Raw genomic sequence first — 18,593 nt, 5'->3', positions numbered from 1 at the left:
TTCAGCTCGCCGACGCGGTCGCCACCGGTCGAGGCGCGCGCCTCAGCACCAGCCGCAGATCCAGCGTCTTGTGGGTCAGCACCAGGGAATCGCTGTCGGCCAGGCGGTAGTCGAAGACCAGTTCGGAATCCTCCAGCGACAGCTGGGTGTCGTTGACCAGGTAGGTCTCGGACGGATCCTCCTCGAAGGCTCGGCCCTTTCGGCGCTCGACGGTCAGCTCCTCGTCGCCGAAGGTCAGGCGATCGCCGCGCCTGAGGTCGATCTGGCCCTCGCCGTCGACCCTGGCGATCGTCCAGGCGCCCACCAGGCCGGCGGGCCCCACGGCCGGCACCTCGCCGGCATGGCCCGACAGCAGAGCCGTGCGGGTCAGCAACTGGCCGACCAGCCTGCGCTCCGGCGCCAGCTTGGGGTCGGTATCGGCCCGCAGCCGCTCGTCGAAGCGCCTGAGCGTCTGGTAGGCCCCCTCCTCGTCGCTGTTCTCGTGATAGAGGGTGGCGACCTTGTGCAGAGACTGGAACTCGTCGATCAGCAGGTGACCGAGGCGAAGGCCGGCCGAAGGGGCCTGCGCCGGCGCGGCCACCGCCAGTTGCTGGGCATGGCTGGCCCCGCCGCGATCGACATAGTCCAAGCCCACGTCAAGAAGCTTCTCACCCGGCGCCAGGGTCGGCTCGGGCAGGTAGGTCGCGCCCTCGGCCTTGGCCAGGCCGATCATCAGGCCGCCGCCCTCGGTGGACAGGAAGGCCGTCGGCACCGAGATCGACACCGCCCCGTCCTCGCCGCGCTTGAGGCCGTCCTCGGGCGCGCCGTAGACGCCGGTGATGCGGTAGCCTGGCCGCGCCTTGACGCTGAGGTTCAGGTCGTAGGCCAGCTCCGACACCATGGTGTCGAGCTTGCCGGTGAACACCGCCTTGATGTCGCTCGCATCGCGCAGGAAGAACAGGTTGCCGCCGCGCACGCTGGAAATCTCGGTGGCCAGCGGCGCGTCGAACTGCTCGCCGACGCCGATGGTGGTCAGCCCGATCCCGCGCCGCGAGGCCTCCCTGGCCATGCCCATGAAGCTGTCGGCGTCCGTCGCGCCGACATTGGGCTGCTCGTCGGTGAACAGCATCACCCGCGTGACGCCCTTGAAGCCCGGCTGGCTGGCGAAGGCGGTGTCGTAGCCGACACGCAGCCCCTCCTCCATGTTGGTCGAGCCCTCGCTCTCGATGGCGTCGATGGCCTTGCGGATCACCGCCTTGCCCCCGGCCACCGGCGTCGGCTCCAGGTGGCGGTGCGAGCGGTCGCCGTAGAGCACGATGCTGAACTGGTCGCCCGGGCGCAGTTGGTCGAGGATCTGGCGCAGGCTCTCGCGGACCTGGTCCAGCGGCTCGCCGCTCATGGAGCCCGACTTGTCGACCGCGGCCACCAGGTTCAGCGGCTCGCGCTTCCAGGTCGCCGCGTCGATGCCGGAGTTGAAGCCCACGCCCACCAGGATCTTGTCGGCGGGCGACAGCGGCAGGTTGGCGCGCATGGCCTCGCCGGTGACGCAGAACACCCGCACGCAGGCCTCGCCGGGGATCTGCAGGTCGTAGCCGCCCATCAGCCCCTCGGGCGTCAGGGTGTCGGGCATCGGGATCTGACCGGCTTCGGATTGGCCGCGGAAGTGGTTGATGTCCTGGGCGCCGCCCTGGCGCACCCGCATGCCGGTGACGACGACCATCTCTTCGATGACGGGTTCGTCGTCGGGGGGCGGTTGGACCTGGGACCAGGCCGGGGCGGAAACGAGCGCCAGCGCCAGGACGGAGGCGGCGGACCAAAGGCGACGCGACATCGGAACCTCCCGTTTTGATTGCAGGAAGGCTAACGCCGCGCGCTCAGGGAGAACAAGCGAAATTGCTAAGGTTCAGGCGGCCCGCTGGTAGTGCTCGCGCAGGTCCTGCGGAATGGCCTGGTAGGTGGCCGGCGGCTTGATCTTCAAGGTTCGCCGCGCCTCTTCGAGCGGCATGGCGAACAAGGCCGGATAGTCGACCTCGGGCAGCCAGGCGGCCTTGCGCCCGGCCCGCCAGGCCTCGCGCACGGCCTTGCCGTAGGGCTGGCCGTCCTTCAGGCGACGGAACTCGCGGGCGCCGGCCAGGGCGATCAAGGCAAAGCCCAGGCTGCGGGTCTGAGCGTAGGAGAAGGCCACCACGCAGACCTCTCCCAGCGCGTCCGTGCCGTAGCCGGTCAGCACATGCCAGACGTCGTGCACGTCGCGCAGGCGGCGGGCGTACCACAGCAAGGGGTGGGCCGCGTCCATGTCGGCGTCGGCGACCTTGCGGCTCTCCTCGGCCAGGCCCTCGGCGGTCAGGCCGCGCGGGGCGATGAAGTCGCGATAGGCCGCGCCCACCGTGCCCGGCTGGAACTGCGCCAGCCAAGCCTCGTCCGACAGCCAGTCGGCGAATTCCTCGCGCCGGTAGGCGATCGCCCCGCCTTGCGGCGTCTTCAGCAGGCGGGCATAGCCGTCCGGGATCGCCTTGCCCGACAAGGCCCGCATGACCTCGAACACCTGGGCCGTGTCTTCCTTGTCGGCGATCAACCGACGGACGGCGCGAAACGCCCGCAAAGGCTGCAAACGGAAGCTCGCATCGCGGGCGCCCAGCGGAGGACGCGCGGAAGTAGCGTCAAGGACTTGCGCGGCTGTGCTCATCAGGCATGCTCCCGGCGTGGCGTCACTAAAGATGACACGCCGTCATTTTTAATCAAGAGCCGAACCGTCGTTCCGCCGGAGAGTTGCGCCGATGGGCAGTTTGAAGAAGCGATCGGTGAACCTGGCGGGCCACGCCACCTCGCTGGCCCTCGAGCCCGAGTTCTGGGCGGCGCTCGACCGCATCGCCAAGCAGGACGCCGTCAGCATCGCCGCCCTGATCCAGCGCATAGACGTGGGTCGCGGCGAGCGCCCGCTCGCCTCGGCCTGCCGGGTTTACGCCCTGCAGCGGGCGGGGGACTAGCCTTTAGGAACCTCCCCCTCTGGCGGAGGTTCACTATGCGCCCCTACCCCGGCCGCGGGACCGGCGACGGCAGCGGCTCGGGATTGGGCGCCGGCATCGTCGGCGGCGCCAGGTTGGGCAGCCGCAGGTCGGCGAAGTCGGGGCGCACGACCAGCAGGCCCGAGCGCCAGATCGCGAAGATCAGCAGTGCTGCGAGGAGAAAGACCGCCAGCAGCGCGGCGCCGCTCCAGGCGCCTTCGTGATGATGTCCATGATGGCGAGCCATGCCCGCCTCCTCTTTCTAGGCCGGCGCGGTTCAGCCAGGCGCCTTGGGCGCTTCGGGAACCTTCGGCGCTTCGGGCATCTTGGGCGCATCCGGCAGCTTGGGCGCGGTCGCGGTGATGTCGACGTCCACCGACTTCTTCTGGGTGAAGCCGCCGGAGAACATCACGAAAGCCAGCACAGCCACGACGACCACGAGGGCGCCGACGATAAAGGCCAGCCCGCCGTTGCCCCCGCCCGATTTGGATTCTTCCGCCATGTTCCTGCTCCTGTCTCGTCCCTGCCGATCAACGGGAGGGCCGCGGCCAGGGTTCCGTAAAGCCGCCTCTGGGGCTTAAGCCCCGGGAAGTTTGTGCTACATATGTTCCCATGTCTTCCGGCTTCGACTCGACCGACCCGTTCGGCGACCTCCCCGCTCCGCGCATCTCCGACCTGGCCCGACCGCAAGCCCCGGGCGGCGGCGGCCCTGCGCCCGACTATCTAAGCGGGCTGAACACTGAGCAGCACGAAGCCGTCGTCACCACCGAGGGCCCGGTCCTGGTGCTGGCCGGCGCCGGCACCGGCAAGACCCGCGTGCTGACCACGCGCCTGGCCCACATTCTGGCCACCGGCCGCGCCCGGCCGTGGGAGATCCTGGCCGTCACCTTCACCAACAAGGCCGCGCGCGAGATGCGCGAGCGGATCACCCACATCATCGGCCCGGAAGCCGAGGGCCTGCGGTGGCTGGGCACCTTCCACTCGGTGGCCGCCCAGATCCTGCGCCGCCACGCCGAGCTGGTGGGGCTGAAGTCGAACTACACGATCATCGACACCGACGATAACGAGCGGCTGCTCAAGCAGTTGATCGAGGCGGCGAACATCGACGCCAAGCGCTGGACGCCGCGCATCCTGTCGGGCCTGATCGACGCCTGGAAGAACCGCGGCTGGACGCCCGACAAGGTGCCGCCCAGCGAGGCCGGCGAGTTCGCCAACGGCAAGGGCATCAGCCTTTATCGCCAGTACCAGGAGCGCCTGCGCATCCTGAACGCCTGCGACTTCGGCGACCTGCTGCTGCACAACATCACGATCTTCACCGGCCATCCCGACGTGCTGGCCGACTTCCAGCGCCGCTTCCAGTACGTGATGGTCGACGAGTACCAGGACACCAACGTCGCCCAGTACCTGTGGCTGCGCCTGCTGGCCCAGGGCCGCCAGAACGTCTGCTGCGTGGGCGACGACGACCAGTCGATCTATGGCTGGCGCGGGGCCGAGGTGGACAACATCCTGCGCTTCGAGCGCGACTTCCCCGGCGCCAAGGTCGTGCGGCTGGAGCGCAACTACCGCTCGACCGAACACATCCTGGCGGCCGCCTCGACCCTGATCACCGCCAACAAGGGGCGGCTCGGCAAGACGCTCTGGACCGAGGAAACCGGCGGCGAGAAGGTCAAGGTCAGCGGCGTCTGGGACGGCGAGGCCGAGAGCCGGATGGTCGCCGACGAGATCGAGAAGGCCAAGCGGGCCGGCCGCCGCTACAACCAGATGGCCATCCTGGTTCGCGCCAGCTTCCAGATGCGCGCCTTCGAAGAGCGCTTCGTGATGCTGCAGATCCCCTACAAGGTGGTCGGCGGCCCGAGGTTCTTCGAACGGGCTGAAATCCGCGACGCACACGCCTATCTGCGCCTGATCCAGTCGCCGGACGACGACCTGGCCTTCGAGCGCATCGTCAACACGCCCAAGCGCGGCATCGGCGACACCTCGGTGCAGAAGCTGCTTCAGATCGCCCGCTTGGAAGGGATCTCCACCGTCGAGGCGGCCCGGGTGATCATCGGCAGCGACGACCTGCCGGCCCGCACGCGCACGGCGCTGTCCAACTTCATCCGCGACCTCGACCGCTGGCGCGCCCAGATCGGGAACATGCACCACCAGCGGGTGCTGGAAATGGTGCTGGAAGAGAGCGGCTACACCGACGCCCTGCGCCTGGACAAAGGCCCGCAGAGCCAGACGCGCCTGGAGAACCTGAAGGAACTGGTCCAGTCGATGGGCCAGTTCGACAGCCTGGAGGCCTATCTGGAGCACGTGTCGCTGGTCATGGACCTCGATCGCGAGGCCACCGGCGACGCCGTCTGGATCATGACCCTGCACTCGGCCAAGGGCCTGGAGTTCCCGCTGGTGTTCCTGCCCGGCTGGGAGGAAGGCGTGTTCCCCAGCCAGCGCAGCATGGACGACAAGGGCGAGAAGGGTCTCGAGGAAGAGCGACGCCTGGCATACGTGGGCATCACCCGCGCCCGCGAGGAGGCCCGCATCAGCTTCGTGGCCAACCGCCAGGTCTATGGCCGCTGGACCAGCCAGCTTCCCAGCCGCTTCGTCGACGAACTGCCGCTGGAGCACGTCGATGCGGGGTCGGAGACCGGCTATTACGGCGGCGGTCCGGGCATGCAGCAGACAGTATCGTCGCGCTGGGACGATCCGGGCACCAGCGCCTTCCAGAGCGGCAGCTACGACAGCCCCGGCTGGAAGCGGGCGCAGGACCGGGTGCAGCAGACCTCGCGCGGCTTCGCCGAAAAGGGCGGCGGTCACGCGGCCTGGCGCGGCGGCGGCTCGGCCGCCCGGGCCAAGCCGATCGAGGGCGAAGGCCGGCTGGTGGCCGTCTCGGCGCCCACCAACAGCGCCTACAGCCGCGGCGACCGCGTGTTCCACGTCAAGTTCGGCTACGGCCACGTGGCCTCGATCGAGGGCAACAAGCTGACCGTCAATTTCGACAAGGCCGGCGAGAAGAAGGTCATCGACAGCTTCGTCGAGAAGGCCTGATGGCGGCGGGGGCCAAGCGGGGGATCAATCCCGACAGCCCCCTCGCCCGGCTGATCGCGGGGCCCATGCGGCCGGGCCGCCTGGTCTGGATCGGCCTGCGTCCTGCCCGTCGCGCGGCCCTGGTCTCCGTCGAGCGCGCGCAGATCACGGTCGAGGCCGGCCTGGTCGGCGACCACTATGCCGGCCGCCCGGGCGGTCCGCGCCAGGTGACCCTGATCCAGGCCGAGGACCTTGCCGCCATCGCCGGCTTCCTGGGCCGCGCCGAGCCCGCCTCCCCGTCCGACCTGCGCCGCAACCTGGTGGTGGAGGGGATCAACCTGCTGGGCCTTTCGGACAAGCGTTTCCGGGTCGGCGGCGCGCTGCTGGAAGCCACCGGCGGCTGCCATCCGTGCAGCCGCATGAACGACATCCTCGGCGAGGGCGGCTACAACGCCGTGCGCGGTCGCGGCGGCCTGACCGCCCGGGTCATCGAAGGCGGCGAGATCGCGGTGGGGGATGTGGTGTCGGTAGAGGGCTGAACCCTCCCCTACCTGAGCCCCCTCATCGCCCGGTCGAGGTTGTTGGGGTCGTTGGCCACGACGCCGGTGTTGTACTGGGTGGGACGGCCCGTGGAGTCGTAGACGGTCGACGATACGCCCGGGCCGAACTCGGTCATCCTGCGATTGTCGACATTCTCGCCGGCCGCCTGAATCTTGCCGTTGGCGTCGCGGTCCTGCCAGGTCCCTTGCAGCGTGGTCGCCGGCTCGTTTGGACCGACGTCGACATTGACCTCGAACCCGGCGCCGGCCGGGCCCTTGTCGACGCCGATGGCGATCCCGACGCGGTTGACGTCGCCGTCCAGGCCCGGCGTGTGGCTGTAGGTTCCCGAGAACAGGCCGCCCAGCGGCGCACTGACCGAGACCGTGCCGTCGCGCAGGCTGGTCGACACCGGCCCCGCCCCGACCGTGGCGTCCCAGGTCGGCGAAAGTCCCGCCGGGCCGCCGAACTCGACCCCGACCATGCCGCCGGCCGGGCCCAGCTGACCGGTGAAGCCCGCCTGGAAGCCTTCCCAGGCGCGGGGCGACATGTCGGGCGCCTGCGTGAACTTCTCGGTGAAGGTGGCCGCGGCCAGGTCCTGCTCGAACTGGGCCTGTTGCAGCGGCCCCAGCTTGTCGGCCACCGCGTCGATGACGGCGGCGCGCACGTCGACCGGCGTTGCCGCCACGGCCTGCGCCAGGGCCTGGGTGTTGACGCTGCAGACGTTCCCCAGCGTGCTGACCGCGTCGGCGACCATCGTCTCGGCGGCCTTCTCGGCGGCGGTGCGGCCGGCGTCCATGGCGTCACGCGCGGCCTCGGCCCGGTCGGCGGTCGAGGCGCCGCTCGCCCCCGAGACGCCCCCGACGCCGGAGGAGCCACCGTTGTCGTTGGAGTTGTCGGCCATGATCGGACGCCTTTCGTGAACGGAGTCCGTCATCCTGAGGCGGAGCGACCGCCGGCCGAAACTGGGGAAAACCCTAGCCTCGCCGACGGAGGGCTTCAGGCGGGCTTCGGCGCGGGCTGCTTTCCGGCCGGCGCGGCCGCCTTCTTCTTGCGGCGCTTGGGCAGGCCCGAGGGATTGCCCCAGAAGGTCACCACCGCCAGCGTGCCGAGCAGCGTCAGGGCCAGGCCCGACACCGTCATGACCAGCCGATAGGCCAGCCCCCCGACCTTGGCCGCGTGCAGCGGGAAGTCGGCATTGGTGATGCGCGACCCCAGCGGCATGGCCTGGGCGTCGCGCGAGGCGACCATCCTGCCGGTGGCGGGATCGAACCAGGCCATGGTGCGGCCGTTGGGCAGCCACTCGGCCTGCTGGCGCAGACGGATGGCGACCAGGCCACCGGTCTTGGCCGGCAGACCGATGGTGCGCACCTCCGCGCCCGGGAAACGGGCTTGGGCCTGGCCGATCACCTTGCCCCAGTCGAGGTCGGCGGCCAGCTTGCCGCCCTTGATCTTCGGCGCGGCCGAGGCCTTGTCCATGGCGGCCGGGGCCGTGAACGGCGCGCGCAGGGCTTGCGAGAACCATTTGAGGTTCATGGTCGCCCCCGTCGTCAGCGACAGGATCAGCAGCGGCGCCACCAGCACCCCGAGGTCGCGATGGTGGTGGACGATGGCCGCCCGCTTCATCATCCGCGGCCAGGCGCGCAGGTGGAACATCCGCCGGGTCGGCCACCACAGGATCAGGCCGGTGACCACGAAGGCCAGGCCCGCCAGGCCGGCGATCCCGCCGACGATGTCGCCCAGGTCGCCGGCGAACAGGTGGTGGTGCAGGTCGAACAGCCAGATCTCGGGCCGGGCCCAGTTGCTGGTCCAGGCCTGGACGATGGCGCCGTCCTGGTCGGCATAGGCGCCCTTCTCGGTCTCACCGGGATAGGACAGCTTGTGCAGGCCCTTGCGCTCGGTCGCCAGCACGATCGAGCGCGGACGCTCCTGCGCGGCGAAGATCCGTGTCGCGGCGACCGCCAGGGTGGCCGTGCCCTGCCGCTGGACGTCGGCGGCGTGGGGCACGGTGGCGCGCAGGAAGGCGTCCTCGTGCACCAGCAGCGCGCCGGTGAGGCCCAGCACCGCCAGCAGAAGGCCGATCAGACCGCCCGACCAGCGGTGCAGGAGCCGCAGGATCTTCATCAGAAGCGCGCCGTCCAGCCCAGCGTCGCGGTGCGGCCGCGACCGGCGTAGAACTTGTCCTTGGCCGGGGCCACGGTGTCGGAGTTGTAGGTGATGTACTGCTTGTTCAACAGGTTCAGCACGCCCAGCGACAGGTCGCCGACCGGCAGGCGGTAGCGGACGAAGGCGTCGGCCAGGGTGTAGCCGTCGAAGTCGTCCTTCACCAGCGCGTTGCTCATGTTGCGCTGCAGATAGGCCCGCACCTGCAGGCGCAGGGCCCACTTGCCGGTGGCGTAGTCGGCCGCCAGGTTGATGCGGTCGGGCGAGATGTTGGCGCCGTCGAGATCGGTGTCCAGGCTGCCGTCGCCATTGGCGTCGGTCTGGCCGCGCAGGCGGGCGTAGCCGGCCGACAGGTCGAGACCCGGCACCGAGGTCCTGGTCTTCACATTGACCTCGAGACCCTCGATGGCGACCTTCTGGCGCTGGACGTCGAAGATGCCGCCGGAATTCTTGACCAGCAGCTGGCCCAGCTTCGACGACGACCAGAAATAGGCGACGCTGGCGTCGATCGGGCCGCGCTTCCATTCCCCGCCGATCTCGCGGTTGTTCGACACGATCGGCTCGATGCTGAGATAGCTGTCGACGTCGACGCCGTTGACGTTGATCGACCGAAGGATCCGGCCGACGTCGGGCACGGTGTAGCCTTCGGCGTAGCTGGCGTAGAAGCGCAGGCCCGAGGCTGGCTCCAGCACCACCCCGCCGTTGGCCAGGGTGGCCTTGAAGTCGGGATTGCCGCCGGCGACCTTGCGCGAGCCGTACGAGGCCAGGGTCTCGAAGTCGTCGACCTTCAGCTCGACGTTCTCGAAGCGCACGCCGCCGGCCAGGCGCAGGCGGCCGTCCAGCAGGGCGTAGTTGCCCTGGATGAACGGCGCGATGCTCTGGAACTTGGTCGGCGGCACCCAGGCGCGGCCGGTGGCGATCAGCATCTGCTCGGTGCGGTCGCTCATGGCGTCCAGGCCGACCGTGGCGGTCAGGTTCTCGATGCCCGGCGCCTGGCGCTCGTAGCTCATCCGCGCGCCCAGCTTGCGCGAGCGGTTGGACGACTGGTCGAACAGCGTGCCGGAAGGCGCGATGCGCACGTCCTGGAAGGTGGCGTTGCGGTCGCCGCCGAAGGTGTCGCGCGAGCGGTTATAGAAGACCTGGGCGGTGAAATCGCCGCCCAGCAGGTCGCTGTCGGTCAGCTGGGCCGACAGGGTCTCGACGCGGTTGGCGGCCGGAACGCCGGGCACGTCGCCGTGGATCGAAGTGGTCGGCAGGCGCGTGGCGCGGTTGCCGTCGGTGACGGCCGGCGGCGTGCCGGTGATGGTCACGTAGTCGCCGTCGCCCTTCAGCTCGAAACGGTTGGCGACGACGTCGAGGCGGACGGTCTCGTTCAGCTGCCAGCCGAAGCGGCCGAAGAACGACAGGGCCTTGGAATCCTGGACGTCGCCCTGGGTGTTGTCCATGCCGATGCGGCGGCCGTTGGCGTCGTAGAAGGCGCCGCGCTTTTCGTAAGCGACGCCGGCGGTGGCGTCGAAGGCGCCCTGGCGCCAGGCGACCAGGCCGCCGACCTTGGCGCCGACGCTGTCGCCCATGTCATGGCCGATGGCGGTCTGGGTCAGCACCTTGCCCGAGACGCCGTCGCGCCTGGGCGGGCCGACCGTCACCTGGTTGACCACGCCGCCGGTGGCGCCGATGCCCTGCAGGGCGTTCGAGCCGTAGATCAGCTCGATGCGGTCGATGAAGAACGGGTCGATCGTGTAGCCGTCGCGCGAGCCGTCGCGGATCGGCGTCGACTGCGGGATGCCGTTGATGGCGTAGAGCGGCGAGCGGCCGCGCAGGCTCTCGCCCGAGCCCGACAGCTTCTCGCGGGTCGGCGAGAACGAGGCCGACAGGTTGGAGATGGCGTCGACCGCCGAGCCGCTGACGGCCAGCTGCTGCTCAAGGGTCTGGTTGTCGATGACGTCCACCGTCAGCGGCAGGGCCGTGACCGGCAGCTTGGTGCGGGCGGCGGTGACGACCACCTGCTCGACGTCGCCGGCCTGGCCCTGGGAGGCCTGGGCATGGGCGGCGGCGCCCGTCGAGAGCGCCGCCAGGCTGAGCGTCGAGAACAGGGCGCGCCGAGCGGCGGCGCGCGAGAAACGGAGTCGCATGACCATCCCCAGAAAAGAGACGGCGGCTATAGGCGCAACTGCGACTGAGTTTCAATCCTGAAATCTATCCGACAGGCGATCAGCCGCCCTGCTGCATGGCGGCCATGTCCATGTACATCAGCTCCCAGACGTGGCCGTCGGGGTCCTGGAAGCTGGCGCCGTACATCGGGCCCATGTCCATGATCGGCTTCCAGGCCTTGCCGCCATTGGCGAGCGCCTTGGCCAGCAGGTCGTCGACCTCCTCGCGGCTTTCGGCGGACAGACAGGTCAGCACCTCGGTGGCGGCATGGGCGTCGCCGATCTCGCCGGTGATGAACTGGCGGAACTTGTCGTGCGTCAGCAGCATCACGAAGATGGTTTCGGACACCACCACGCAGGCGGCGGTCTCGTCGCTGAACTGCGGATTGATCGAAAAGCCCAGGGCCTCGAAGAAGGCCTTGGAGCGTGCGAGGTCGGCGACCGGCAGGTTGACGAAGATCATGCGCATGATGGCGGCTCCCTAGTGTTTGGTTGTCGGGCCAAGGACGCTGGCCGCGGCCCCGCCCCGACACCCTGCCCGAACTTTTTGTCGGGCTTTGCTGTCAGGCCTTCACGCGGGCCGGATTGCCGACCGCCGTGGCGCCGGCCGGCACGTCGCGGGTGACCACCGCGCCGGCCCCGATCACCGCGCCGTCGCCGATGGTGACGCCCGGGACGATGATCGCTCCGCCGCCGATCCAGACGTCCTTGCCAATGGTCACGGGCCGCCCGAACTCCAGCCCGGTCTTGCGGGTGTCGGCGTCGCGCGGGTGATCGGCGGCGAAGATCTTCACGTGCGGGCCGATCATCGTGCGGTCGCCGATGGTCACCGCCACCACGTCCAGGATCACGCAGCCGAAGTTCATGAACACCCCGTCGCCCAGGGTGATGTTGTAGCCATAGTCGCAATGGAAAGGCGCGCGGATGTTGACCCCGGTCCCCACCCCGCCGAACAGCTCGGCCAGCAGCGCCTGGCGCTGGGCGATCGTCTGGCCGGGCGCGTTGAAGCGCTCCATCCAGGCCAGGGTCTGCTCCTGGTCGGCGACGATCTCGGCGTCCATCGGATTGTAGAGATCGCCGGCCAGCATGCGCTCTTTGTGGGTGCGATTGTCGGTCAAGCCAGTCTCCATGGGCAACATGAGCCCCGGATTGGACCGGAGGCCGCCTGCAAACAATGAAAATGTCACGCTTGGGCCGGCCGCCGCGCCAAGGCGACCGCGAACAGGCGCCCTGGGCCAGCGCGTGGCGCGTCGCGGGATGCCCGCCACGTCCGACCAGGCGCCCGAAGGCTCGCGCGGCCTTGAGACGACGTCGACGCGGGCGAGGCCCATTCTATCGAATTTCGTTATGCCAGCTTACCGCAAGGCCATACTATAAACGATGGCGGGATGCTCTATATAGCTCGGCGACTGACACGGAACGCCGCCCCCTCCCCCTACCGTCGGGCGGCCTGGAGCCGATCATGAGCACCGCCGCCCTCCCCGCCCCCAACGACACCGGCGCCTCGCCCGCCCTGGGCCGGAGCCTGACCTTCGCCATGGCCGCCGCCGCCGGCCTGGCCGTGGCCAACATCTATTACAACCAGCCGATGCTGGGCCTGATCGAGCGCGACCTGCCCGGTCCGCTGACGGCCTTCGTGCCCACCGCGACCCAGCTGGGCTACGCCGCGGGCCTTTTCCTGCTGACGCCGCTGGGCGACCGCATGGAGCGCAAGAGCCTGATCGTCGGCCAGTTCCTGGTGCTGGCGATCGCCCTGGTCGCCGCCGCGCTGGCGCCCAGCACCGCCCTCCTGCTGCTGGCTTCGCTGCTGGTCGGGGCCGGGGCCACCGTGGCCCAGCAGATCGTGCCCTTCGCCGCCCACCTCTCGGCGCCCGAAAAGCGCGGCGCGACCGTCGGCACGGTGATGTCGGGCCTGCTGTGCGGCATCCTGCTGTCGCGCACCCTGGCCGGGTTCGTCGCCACCCACGGCGGCTGGCGGGCGATGTTCTGGCTGGGCGCGCCGATCGCGCTGTCCGCCGCCGCCCTGATGGCCGTGGCCCTGCCCCGCAGCAAGCCTGACACCGACCTCTCCTACGCCGACCTCCTGGCCTCGCTGGGCAAGCTGTGGCGCGAGTTCCCGGATCTTCGCCTGGCCGCCCTGACCCAGGCCAGCCTGTTCGCCGCCTTCACCGCCTTCTGGACCATCCTGGCTCTGCAGTTGCAGCAGCGGTTCTCGCTGGGCGCCGATGTCGCCGGCCTGTTCGGGATCGTCGGGGTGGTCGGCGTGCTGGCCGCCCCGGTCGCCGGCCGGATCGCCGACAAGCGCGGGCCGCACCTGACCATCGCGCTGGGCGCGGTGCTGACCCTGGCCTCGTGGATCCTGTTCGGGACCTGGGTGTCGATCGCAGGCCTGCTGGTGGGCGTGGTGCTGCTCGATTTCGCGGTGCAGGGCTCGCTGGTCTCGAACCAGCACCTGGTCTACGCCCTGCGGCCGCAGGCCCGGGCGCGACTGAACACCCTGTTCATGGGCGGCATGTTCCTTGGCGGCGCGGCCGGCTCGGCCGCCGCGGCGGCGGCCTGGAACCTGGGCGGCTGGAGCAGCGTGGCCCTGATGGGCGCAGGCCTGGCGGCCATCGCCACCGTGTTGCAGGTGGCGAGCCTGAAGCGGCGGCGGGGCTGAGCTTCAGCCGCCTCCCTCAAACACTGCCTTCCTGGGCCTTGTGCCCAGGATCCATGCCTCAGCTAACGCGGCTTCGATCGCCCTGGCTAGGCTTGCGCCTCAGCGCTGGCGGAACGATGGGTCCTGGGCACAAGGCCCAGGAAAGCAAGAATTAGGGTGACGACTAAGCCCCCCTTCAATCCACCGAGTGCTCGACCGCCAGGGCCAGATCGAGGGCCCGGGCGGCCTCTTCCCCCGTCACCACCGGACGCGGCGCCTCGCCGCGCACGGCTTTCAGGAAGCCGGCCACGCTCTGGCCCAGGGGGTCCTTGCCGGCCGGGGTCTCGGTAAAGTCCTCGATCAGCGGGAACGGCGTGGTGTTGCGGAACGTGCGGGCCAGGAAGTCGATCTCGACCTCGCCCGAAGGGTAGACGACCTTCATCGTCCGCTCGCGAGCCTGCGCCACGCGCGAGCTGTCGAACACGGCCGTGAACCCGTTGGCGAAAGTCGCCTCGACCTTCACCCAGTCCAGGCCATAGCCGCGATCGGCCTCGCCCTCGCCTTCCACGGCCACCGGGTCGGCGGCGCACAGCGCCAGCGCCAGGTCGATGTCGTGGATCATCAGGTCCAGCACCACCGAGACGTCGAGGTTGCGGTCCGACGGCGTGCCGCGACGCACCGCTTCGAGGCGCGTGGGCTGTTCGGGAATGTCGAGCAGGCCCATGGCCTGGAACACCACGCGCTCCTGGTGGCCGCAGGCCAGCGGCACGCCGGCCTTGGCGGCTGCGGCGATCAGGGCGTCGGCGTCTTCCGGCGACACGGCGAGAGGCTTTTCGGAATAGACCGGCTTGCCCGCCTTCAGCGCCGCCAGCGCGGCCTTGGCGTGGTGGACAGCCGGAGTGGCGACGGTGACCACGTCGACGGCGGCCAGGAAAGCGTCCATGTCGTCATAGGCCTTGGCGCCCAGCGGCCCGGCAAGGGCTTCGGCGCGCGCCAGGTCGATATCGAACACGGCCGCCAGTTCGACGCCCGGCAACTCGACATACTTCTTGGCGTGATAGCCGCCGAACACGCCGGCGCCGACGACGCCGGCCTTCAAGACTTGGACTTGCGCTTCTTGGGTCATGGCCCGTCTCTAGCCGCTTCGACCGCTTGCGAAAAGCTTTGGCGGCCGGGACGAGCCGGCGCTAAACATTCGTTTGAACAAGAACACAAAGGCCAAGAGCCAGGGAGGTCGCCATGACCACGTCGCGTGAGATCCGCCTCAAGAGCCGCCCCGTCGGCGTGCCGACCGCCGACAACTTCGAGCTGGCCAGCGTCGAGCTGCCGCCGCCCGGCGACGGCGAGATCCAGGTGAAGAACCTCTACATGTCGGTCGACCCTTACATGCGTGGCCGCATGACCGACCGGAAGAGCTATGTGCCGCCGTTCGAGCTGGGCAAGGCTCTGCAGGGCGGCGCGGTCGGCGAGGTCACCGCCTCCAACGACCCCGACTTCAAGGTCGGCGATATCGTCAGTTCGATGTTCGGCTGGCGCGAGGCCTACAACGCCAATCCCAGGGCGCTGGCCGCCGCCGGCCCGATGGGCGGGATCATGAAGCTTTCCACCCACGGCATGCCGCCCCAGGCGTTCCTGGGCGTGGCCGGCATGCCCGGCATGACCGCCTATGCCGGTCTCCTCCGCGTCGCCGCGCTGAAGGAAGGCGACGTCGTCTTCGTCTCGGCCGCCGCCGGCGCGGTCGGCTCGGTCGTCTGCCAGATCGCCAAGATCAAGGGCCACACGGTCATCGGCTCGGCCGGCGGGCCCGAGAAGGTCGCCTTCCTCAAGGAGATCGGCGTCGACCACGTCATCGACTACAAGGCCACGCCCGACGTGACCGCCGAACTGGCCAAGGTCGCGCCCAAGGGCATCGACGTCTATTTCGAGAACGTCGGCGGCGTACACCTGGAGGCGGCGCTGAACGCGGCCCGCCCGTTCGGCCGCTTCGCCCTGTGCGGGATGATCTCGCAGTACAACGAGACCGGCCGCCCGACCGGCCCGGCCAACATCATCCGGGCGGTGGGCAAGAGCCTGCGGCTGGAAGGCTTCATCGTCTCCAACCACTACGACCTGTTCCCGGCCTTCGTCCGCGACATGGCCGACTGGATCAATTCCGGGAAGCTGACGTGGAAGGAAACGGTGGTCGAAGGCGTCGACCGCGCCCCCGAAGCCTTCATCAAGCTGTTCTCGGGCGAGAACCTCGGGAAGATGCTGGTGAAGCTGTAGGAGCTTAAGATCCTCCCCCCTCTGGGGGAAGTGGCCCGGAGGGCCGGAGGGGGGACGTTTTCAGCCGCCGCCAAGTCGGCAGTCACTTCCCCCTCAGTCGCTTCGCGACAGCTCCCCCTTCAGGGGGAGCATCTTTTTTACCGCGCCCGCATCTCCGTCAGTTCCCAGCCCTCGCCGACGGCGACCTTGCGGAACTTGAAGGTCACGCGGGCGCCCGGCTCAAGCGGCGCCTCGGCCAGCACGTCGCCATAGGCCTGGAAGACAGTGCGGCCGGCGGCCAGCGGCGCGGCGCTCGCGCCGTCGTGATCGAGCGTGAGCACCTGGCCCTCTACGCTGGCGATCACGCCCTGAGTCTCATGCTGCGGCGCCGTCGAGATCGGCGGCGCGGGCTGGGCGGCGGGCGACTTGGAGCCTTCGCTCTTGTTTCCAGGTCCGCAAGCCGTCATGGCCCCGACCGCGAGAAATACGAAAACAGCCTTGAACTTCATAGCCTTGCTCAACCTTCCAGGCTCCGCGCCCGGCGAAGCTTTGCGCATTTGCACAGATTTTCTATCGCACCTGCGAAATCGATCACATTTTCGATAGCGATTTCGTGATCGAAGTTTTACTCTAGATGCGTCGGCGGTTCCTCCGCCGGATTTCGTGCAACGCCAGACCCTTCCCTGAACGCCGCCGATCCCTAGCGGACCGGATGCGTCCCGTGAAGCCGTTCGGCGTGAAATCGAAGCTCTGCATTTCGTCCGACCACGGTCGGATCACCGAGACGGACCCGATGACTGAACGCGGCGCCTTCTTCGACCTGGCCACCTCTACGCCCGTGGCCTTCGAAACCGTGATCGCCCCGCGCGACCGGGTCGAAATCCCGACCGAGGCCCCCCTGGCCATGCCAGTGCAGCCGCTGGGCTTCTGGCAAGGCGCGGCGCGCGCCGTGCGCGGCCCGGGCTCGGAAACGGTCATGCGCCGCTGGGTGATCTTCATCGCCACGGCGATCATGGGCGCGGCCGGCTGGAAGGCCACCTTCGACACCGTGGCGCTCGGCGGCGTCACCCGCCTGGAAGCTGTCTGCCTGACCCTGCTGGCCCCGCTGTTCCTGGCCCTGGCCCTGTGGTTCGTCACCGCCGTGGCCGGCTTCGTGGTTCTGCTGCGCACGCCGAAGGACCCGCTGGGCATCGATAGCAGCAAGCCCATGCCCAAGCCGCGCGCCCGCACGGCGATCCTGATGCCGGTCTACAACGAGGACGCCCAGGCGGTGTTCGCCCGCCTGCGGGCCATGGACGCCTCGATCGCCGAGACCGGCGCCAGCCGCGCCTTCGACATCTTCATCATCTCCGACACCCGCGACGCCGCCGTGGCCCTGGCCGAGCAGGCCTGCTTCGCCCGCTTCCGTCGCGAGGCCTCCAGCCACGTCTTCTATCGCCGCCGCGCCGACAATGCGGGTCGCAAGGCCGGCAACGTCGCCGACTGGGTCGCCCGCTGGGGCGGCGACTACGAGCATATGCTGGTGCTCGACGCCGACAGCCTGATGACCGGCGACGCCATGGTCCGCCTGGCCGACGCCATGGAGCGCCATCCGGGCGTGGGTCTGATCCAGACCATGCCGACCATCATCAACGGCCAGACGATCTTCGCCCGCACCCTGCAGTTCGCCACCAAGCTCTACGGCCGCGTGGCCTGGACGGGCCTGGCCTGGTGGTCGGGTTCGGAAAGCTCGTTCTGGGGCCATAACGCCATCATCCGCACCAAGGCCTTCGCCCAGACCTGCGGCCTGCCCTCGCTGAACGGCCCCAAGCCCTTCGGCGGCGAGGTGATGAGCCACGACGCCCTGGAAAGCGCCCTGCTGCGCCGCGGCGGCTGGGCCGTGCACCTGGCCCCCTACCTGGAAGGCTCCTACGAGGAGAGCCCCTCGAACCTCCTCGACTTCGCCACCCGCGACCGCCGCTGGTGCCGGGGCAACGTCCAGCACGTGCCGCTGATCGGCCTGCCGGGCCTGCACTGGATGAGCCGCCTGCACCTGGTGATCGGCGTGCTCAGCTACGCCCTGTCGCCGATCTGGTTCGTCGCCCTGTCGGCCGGCGTCATCTCGCGGGCCCTGATGCCCGAGGTGAAGAAGGCCGCCTTCACGATGGCCGACCTGCAGGCCGCCGCCCACGCCCTGATCGACTGGCGCGAGATCCAGGCCACGGCCTGGGCGATGATCATCACTTTCGTGCTGCTGTTCGGCCCCAAGATCCTGGGCGCCACCCTGATCTTCATGCGCAAGCACGAGCTGAAGGGCTTCGGCGGCCGTCGCCGCGTGGTGGCCGGCCTGGGCGTCGAGATGCTGCTCTCGGCCCTGGTCGCCCCGATGCTGATGTTCACCCAGACCCGCGCCGTGGTCGAGATCCTGGCCGGCCGCGTCGGCGGCTGGAGCGCCCAGCGCCGCGACGCCGACAAGGTCGCCTTCAAGGAAGCCTGCGCGGCCATGGGCTGGATCAGCGCCACGGGCCTGGTGCTCGCCGGCCTGTTCTGGTTCACGCCGGACCTCTTGACCGCCACCGCCCCGATTCTGGCCGGCCTGATCCTGGCCGTGCCGCTGACCATGCTGGGCGCCAGCAAGGCCGCCGGCCTGGCCATCAAGGCCAACGGCCTGTTCATGACCCCCGACGAGCGCACGCCGCCGGCCATCGTCCGCGCCGCCCTCGGCCCGGTCTGCGAACCGCCGGTCCGCTGGAACGTCGGCAAGGCCAAGGCCCCCGCCCTGGCGCCCGCCGAACAGACCGCGGCCTGATCGCCCGATCATCGTCCCACGAAGAACCCCGCCCCTCCCGGGCGGGGTTTTTTATTGGCCGTCGATACGGACGTCCCAGA

General features: G+C 69.5%; 17 protein-coding genes. 6 read left to right on the top strand and 11 right to left on the bottom strand.

What is annotated here, in order from left to right; translation table 11 throughout:
- Window position 1: 1 nt before the first annotated feature.
- Together V6S85_RS19370 and V6S85_RS19365 are read right to left on the bottom strand one after the other, a co-directional pair.
- Window positions 2-1,810 carry a vWA domain-containing protein gene (locus V6S85_RS19370; protein ID WP_334349955.1) on the bottom strand — a complete coding sequence of 603 codons (1,809 nt, stop codon included), beginning with the start codon at window positions 1,808-1,810 and terminating at the stop codon, window positions 2-4.
- Between the two features lie 72 nt (window positions 1,811-1,882).
- On the bottom strand, window positions 1,883-2,665 hold the full coding sequence (locus V6S85_RS19365; protein ID WP_116567365.1) for a Coq4 family protein: 783 nt from the start codon (window positions 2,663-2,665) through the stop codon (window positions 1,883-1,885).
- A 91-nt stretch (window positions 2,666-2,756) separates the two neighbouring features.
- Between V6S85_RS19365 and V6S85_RS19360 the strand changes: the two genes are divergently transcribed.
- Window positions 2,757-2,966, top strand: a complete 210-nt coding sequence (locus V6S85_RS19360; protein ID WP_116567363.1) for a ribbon-helix-helix domain-containing protein — start codon at window positions 2,757-2,759, stop codon at window positions 2,964-2,966.
- Window positions 2,967-3,009: 43 nt separating this feature from the next.
- Here the strand turns inward: V6S85_RS19360 and V6S85_RS19355 are convergent, their stop codons facing one another.
- On the bottom strand, window positions 3,010-3,231 hold the full coding sequence (locus V6S85_RS19355; protein ID WP_116567361.1) for a hypothetical protein: 222 nt from the start codon (window positions 3,229-3,231) through the stop codon (window positions 3,010-3,012).
- A gap of 30 nt (window positions 3,232-3,261) precedes the next feature.
- Window positions 3,262-3,486, bottom strand: a complete 225-nt coding sequence (locus tag V6S85_RS19350; protein ID WP_116487543.1) for a hypothetical protein — start codon at window positions 3,484-3,486, stop codon at window positions 3,262-3,264.
- A gap of 110 nt (window positions 3,487-3,596) precedes the next feature.
- Here V6S85_RS19350 and V6S85_RS19345 point away from each other — a divergent pair, with 110 nt between their 5' ends.
- Together V6S85_RS19345 and V6S85_RS19340 are read left to right on the top strand one after the other, a co-directional pair.
- Window positions 3,597-6,014 carry a UvrD-helicase domain-containing protein gene (locus V6S85_RS19345; protein WP_116567359.1) on the top strand — a complete coding sequence of 806 codons (2,418 nt, stop codon included), beginning with the start codon at window positions 3,597-3,599 and terminating at the stop codon, window positions 6,012-6,014.
- On the top strand, window positions 6,014-6,532 hold the full coding sequence (locus tag V6S85_RS19340) for an MOSC domain-containing protein (RefSeq protein ID WP_334349954.1): 519 nt from the start codon (window positions 6,014-6,016) through the stop codon (window positions 6,530-6,532). The genes V6S85_RS19345 and V6S85_RS19340 overlap by 1 nt, the downstream gene beginning before the upstream one ends.
- A gap of 8 nt (window positions 6,533-6,540) precedes the next feature.
- Here V6S85_RS19340 and V6S85_RS19335 read toward each other — a convergent pair whose 3' ends face one another.
- The 5 genes from V6S85_RS19335 to V6S85_RS19315 all read right to left on the bottom strand — a co-directional run bounded on the left by V6S85_RS19335 (window position 6,541) and on the right by V6S85_RS19315 (window position 11,961).
- Window positions 6,541-7,434 carry a hypothetical protein gene (locus V6S85_RS19335; RefSeq protein ID WP_334349953.1) on the bottom strand — a complete coding sequence of 298 codons (894 nt, stop codon included), beginning with the start codon at window positions 7,432-7,434 and terminating at the stop codon, window positions 6,541-6,543.
- A 95-nt stretch (window positions 7,435-7,529) separates the two neighbouring features.
- Entirely contained in the window at window positions 7,530-8,654 is a 1,125-nt protein-coding gene (locus tag V6S85_RS19330) for a PepSY-associated TM helix domain-containing protein (protein ID WP_334349952.1), read from the bottom strand.
- Complete coding sequence (locus V6S85_RS19325; protein ID WP_334349951.1) at window positions 8,654-10,825, bottom strand: TonB-dependent receptor; 2,172 nt, start codon at window positions 10,823-10,825, stop codon at window positions 8,654-8,656. Before V6S85_RS19325 ends, V6S85_RS19330 begins: the two co-directional genes overlap by 1 nt.
- A 79-nt stretch (window positions 10,826-10,904) precedes the next feature.
- A complete protein-coding gene (locus V6S85_RS19320; RefSeq protein ID WP_334349950.1) occupies window positions 10,905-11,312 on the bottom strand; it encodes a VOC family protein in 408 nt (135 codons plus the stop codon).
- Window positions 11,313-11,406: 94 nt separating this feature from the next.
- Window positions 11,407-11,961, bottom strand: coding sequence for a sugar O-acetyltransferase (locus V6S85_RS19315; protein WP_279325491.1), 555 nt, complete (start codon window positions 11,959-11,961; stop codon window positions 11,407-11,409).
- Window positions 11,962-12,305: 344 nt separating this feature from the next.
- Between V6S85_RS19315 and V6S85_RS19310 the strand changes: the two genes are divergently transcribed.
- A complete protein-coding gene (locus V6S85_RS19310) occupies window positions 12,306-13,502 on the top strand; it encodes an MFS transporter (RefSeq protein WP_334349949.1) in 1,197 nt (398 codons plus the stop codon).
- 175 nt (window positions 13,503-13,677) lie between these two features.
- Here the strand turns inward: V6S85_RS19310 and V6S85_RS19305 are convergent, their stop codons facing one another.
- Complete coding sequence (locus V6S85_RS19305; RefSeq protein ID WP_116567343.1) at window positions 13,678-14,607, bottom strand: Gfo/Idh/MocA family protein; 930 nt, start codon at window positions 14,605-14,607, stop codon at window positions 13,678-13,680.
- 113 nt (window positions 14,608-14,720) lie between these two features.
- On the opposite strand from V6S85_RS19305, the gene V6S85_RS19300 reads away from it, so the two are divergent.
- Window positions 14,721-15,746, top strand: a complete 1,026-nt coding sequence (locus V6S85_RS19300) for an NADP-dependent oxidoreductase (RefSeq protein ID WP_334349948.1) — start codon at window positions 14,721-14,723, stop codon at window positions 15,744-15,746.
- A gap of 137 nt (window positions 15,747-15,883) precedes the next feature.
- On the opposite strand, the gene V6S85_RS19295 is transcribed toward V6S85_RS19300, so the two are convergent.
- Complete coding sequence (locus V6S85_RS19295; RefSeq protein ID WP_243410544.1) at window positions 15,884-16,246, bottom strand: copper-binding protein; 363 nt, start codon at window positions 16,244-16,246, stop codon at window positions 15,884-15,886.
- 272 nt (window positions 16,247-16,518) lie between these two features.
- On the opposite strand from V6S85_RS19295, the gene mdoH reads away from it, so the two are divergent.
- A complete protein-coding gene (mdoH, locus tag V6S85_RS19290) occupies window positions 16,519-18,513 on the top strand; it encodes a glucans biosynthesis glucosyltransferase MdoH (protein WP_116567402.1) in 1,995 nt (664 codons plus the stop codon).
- The last annotated feature ends 80 nt before the right edge of the window (window positions 18,514-18,593 follow it).

The organism is Caulobacter sp. CCNWLW153 (assembly GCF_036889365.1).
Taxonomy (GTDB): Bacteria; Pseudomonadota; Alphaproteobacteria; order Caulobacterales; family Caulobacteraceae; genus Caulobacter; species Caulobacter radicis.
Note: the sequence above shows the minus strand (reverse complement) of the source record. Positions and strands in the feature narration are given on the sequence as shown.

Bases quoted from the DNA above. Each gene is read 5' to 3' on its own strand.
- V6S85_RS19340 (WP_334349954.1), top strand. From the start codon at position 6,014: ATGGCGGCGGGGGCCAAGCGGGGGATCAATCCCGACAGCCCCCTCGCC.
- mdoH (WP_116567402.1), top strand. From the start codon at position 16,519: ATGACTGAACGCGGCGCCTTCTTCGACCTGGCCACCTCTACGCCCGTG.
- V6S85_RS19365 (WP_116567365.1), bottom strand. From the start codon at position 2,665: ATGAGCACAGCCGCGCAAGTCCTTGACGCTACTTCCGCGCGTCCTCCG.
- V6S85_RS19370 (WP_334349955.1), bottom strand. From the start codon at position 1,810: ATGTCGCGTCGCCTTTGGTCCGCCGCCTCCGTCCTGGCGCTGGCGCTC.
- V6S85_RS19310 (WP_334349949.1), top strand. From the start codon at position 12,306: ATGAGCACCGCCGCCCTCCCCGCCCCCAACGACACCGGCGCCTCGCCC.
- V6S85_RS19345 (WP_116567359.1), top strand. From the start codon at position 3,597: ATGTCTTCCGGCTTCGACTCGACCGACCCGTTCGGCGACCTCCCCGCT.
- V6S85_RS19360 (WP_116567363.1), top strand. From the start codon at position 2,757: ATGGGCAGTTTGAAGAAGCGATCGGTGAACCTGGCGGGCCACGCCACC.
- V6S85_RS19335 (WP_334349953.1), bottom strand. From the start codon at position 7,434: ATGGCCGACAACTCCAACGACAACGGTGGCTCCTCCGGCGTCGGGGGC.
- V6S85_RS19300 (WP_334349948.1), top strand. From the start codon at position 14,721: ATGACCACGTCGCGTGAGATCCGCCTCAAGAGCCGCCCCGTCGGCGTG.
- V6S85_RS19330 (WP_334349952.1), bottom strand. From the start codon at position 8,654: ATGAAGATCCTGCGGCTCCTGCACCGCTGGTCGGGCGGTCTGATCGGC.
- V6S85_RS19350 (WP_116487543.1), bottom strand. From the start codon at position 3,486: ATGGCGGAAGAATCCAAATCGGGCGGGGGCAACGGCGGGCTGGCCTTT.
- V6S85_RS19320 (WP_334349950.1), bottom strand. From the start codon at position 11,312: ATGCGCATGATCTTCGTCAACCTGCCGGTCGCCGACCTCGCACGCTCC.
- V6S85_RS19325 (WP_334349951.1), bottom strand. From the start codon at position 10,825: ATGCGACTCCGTTTCTCGCGCGCCGCCGCTCGGCGCGCCCTGTTCTCG.
- V6S85_RS19305 (WP_116567343.1), bottom strand. From the start codon at position 14,607: ATGACCCAAGAAGCGCAAGTCCAAGTCTTGAAGGCCGGCGTCGTCGGC.
- V6S85_RS19355 (WP_116567361.1), bottom strand. From the start codon at position 3,231: ATGGCTCGCCATCATGGACATCATCACGAAGGCGCCTGGAGCGGCGCC.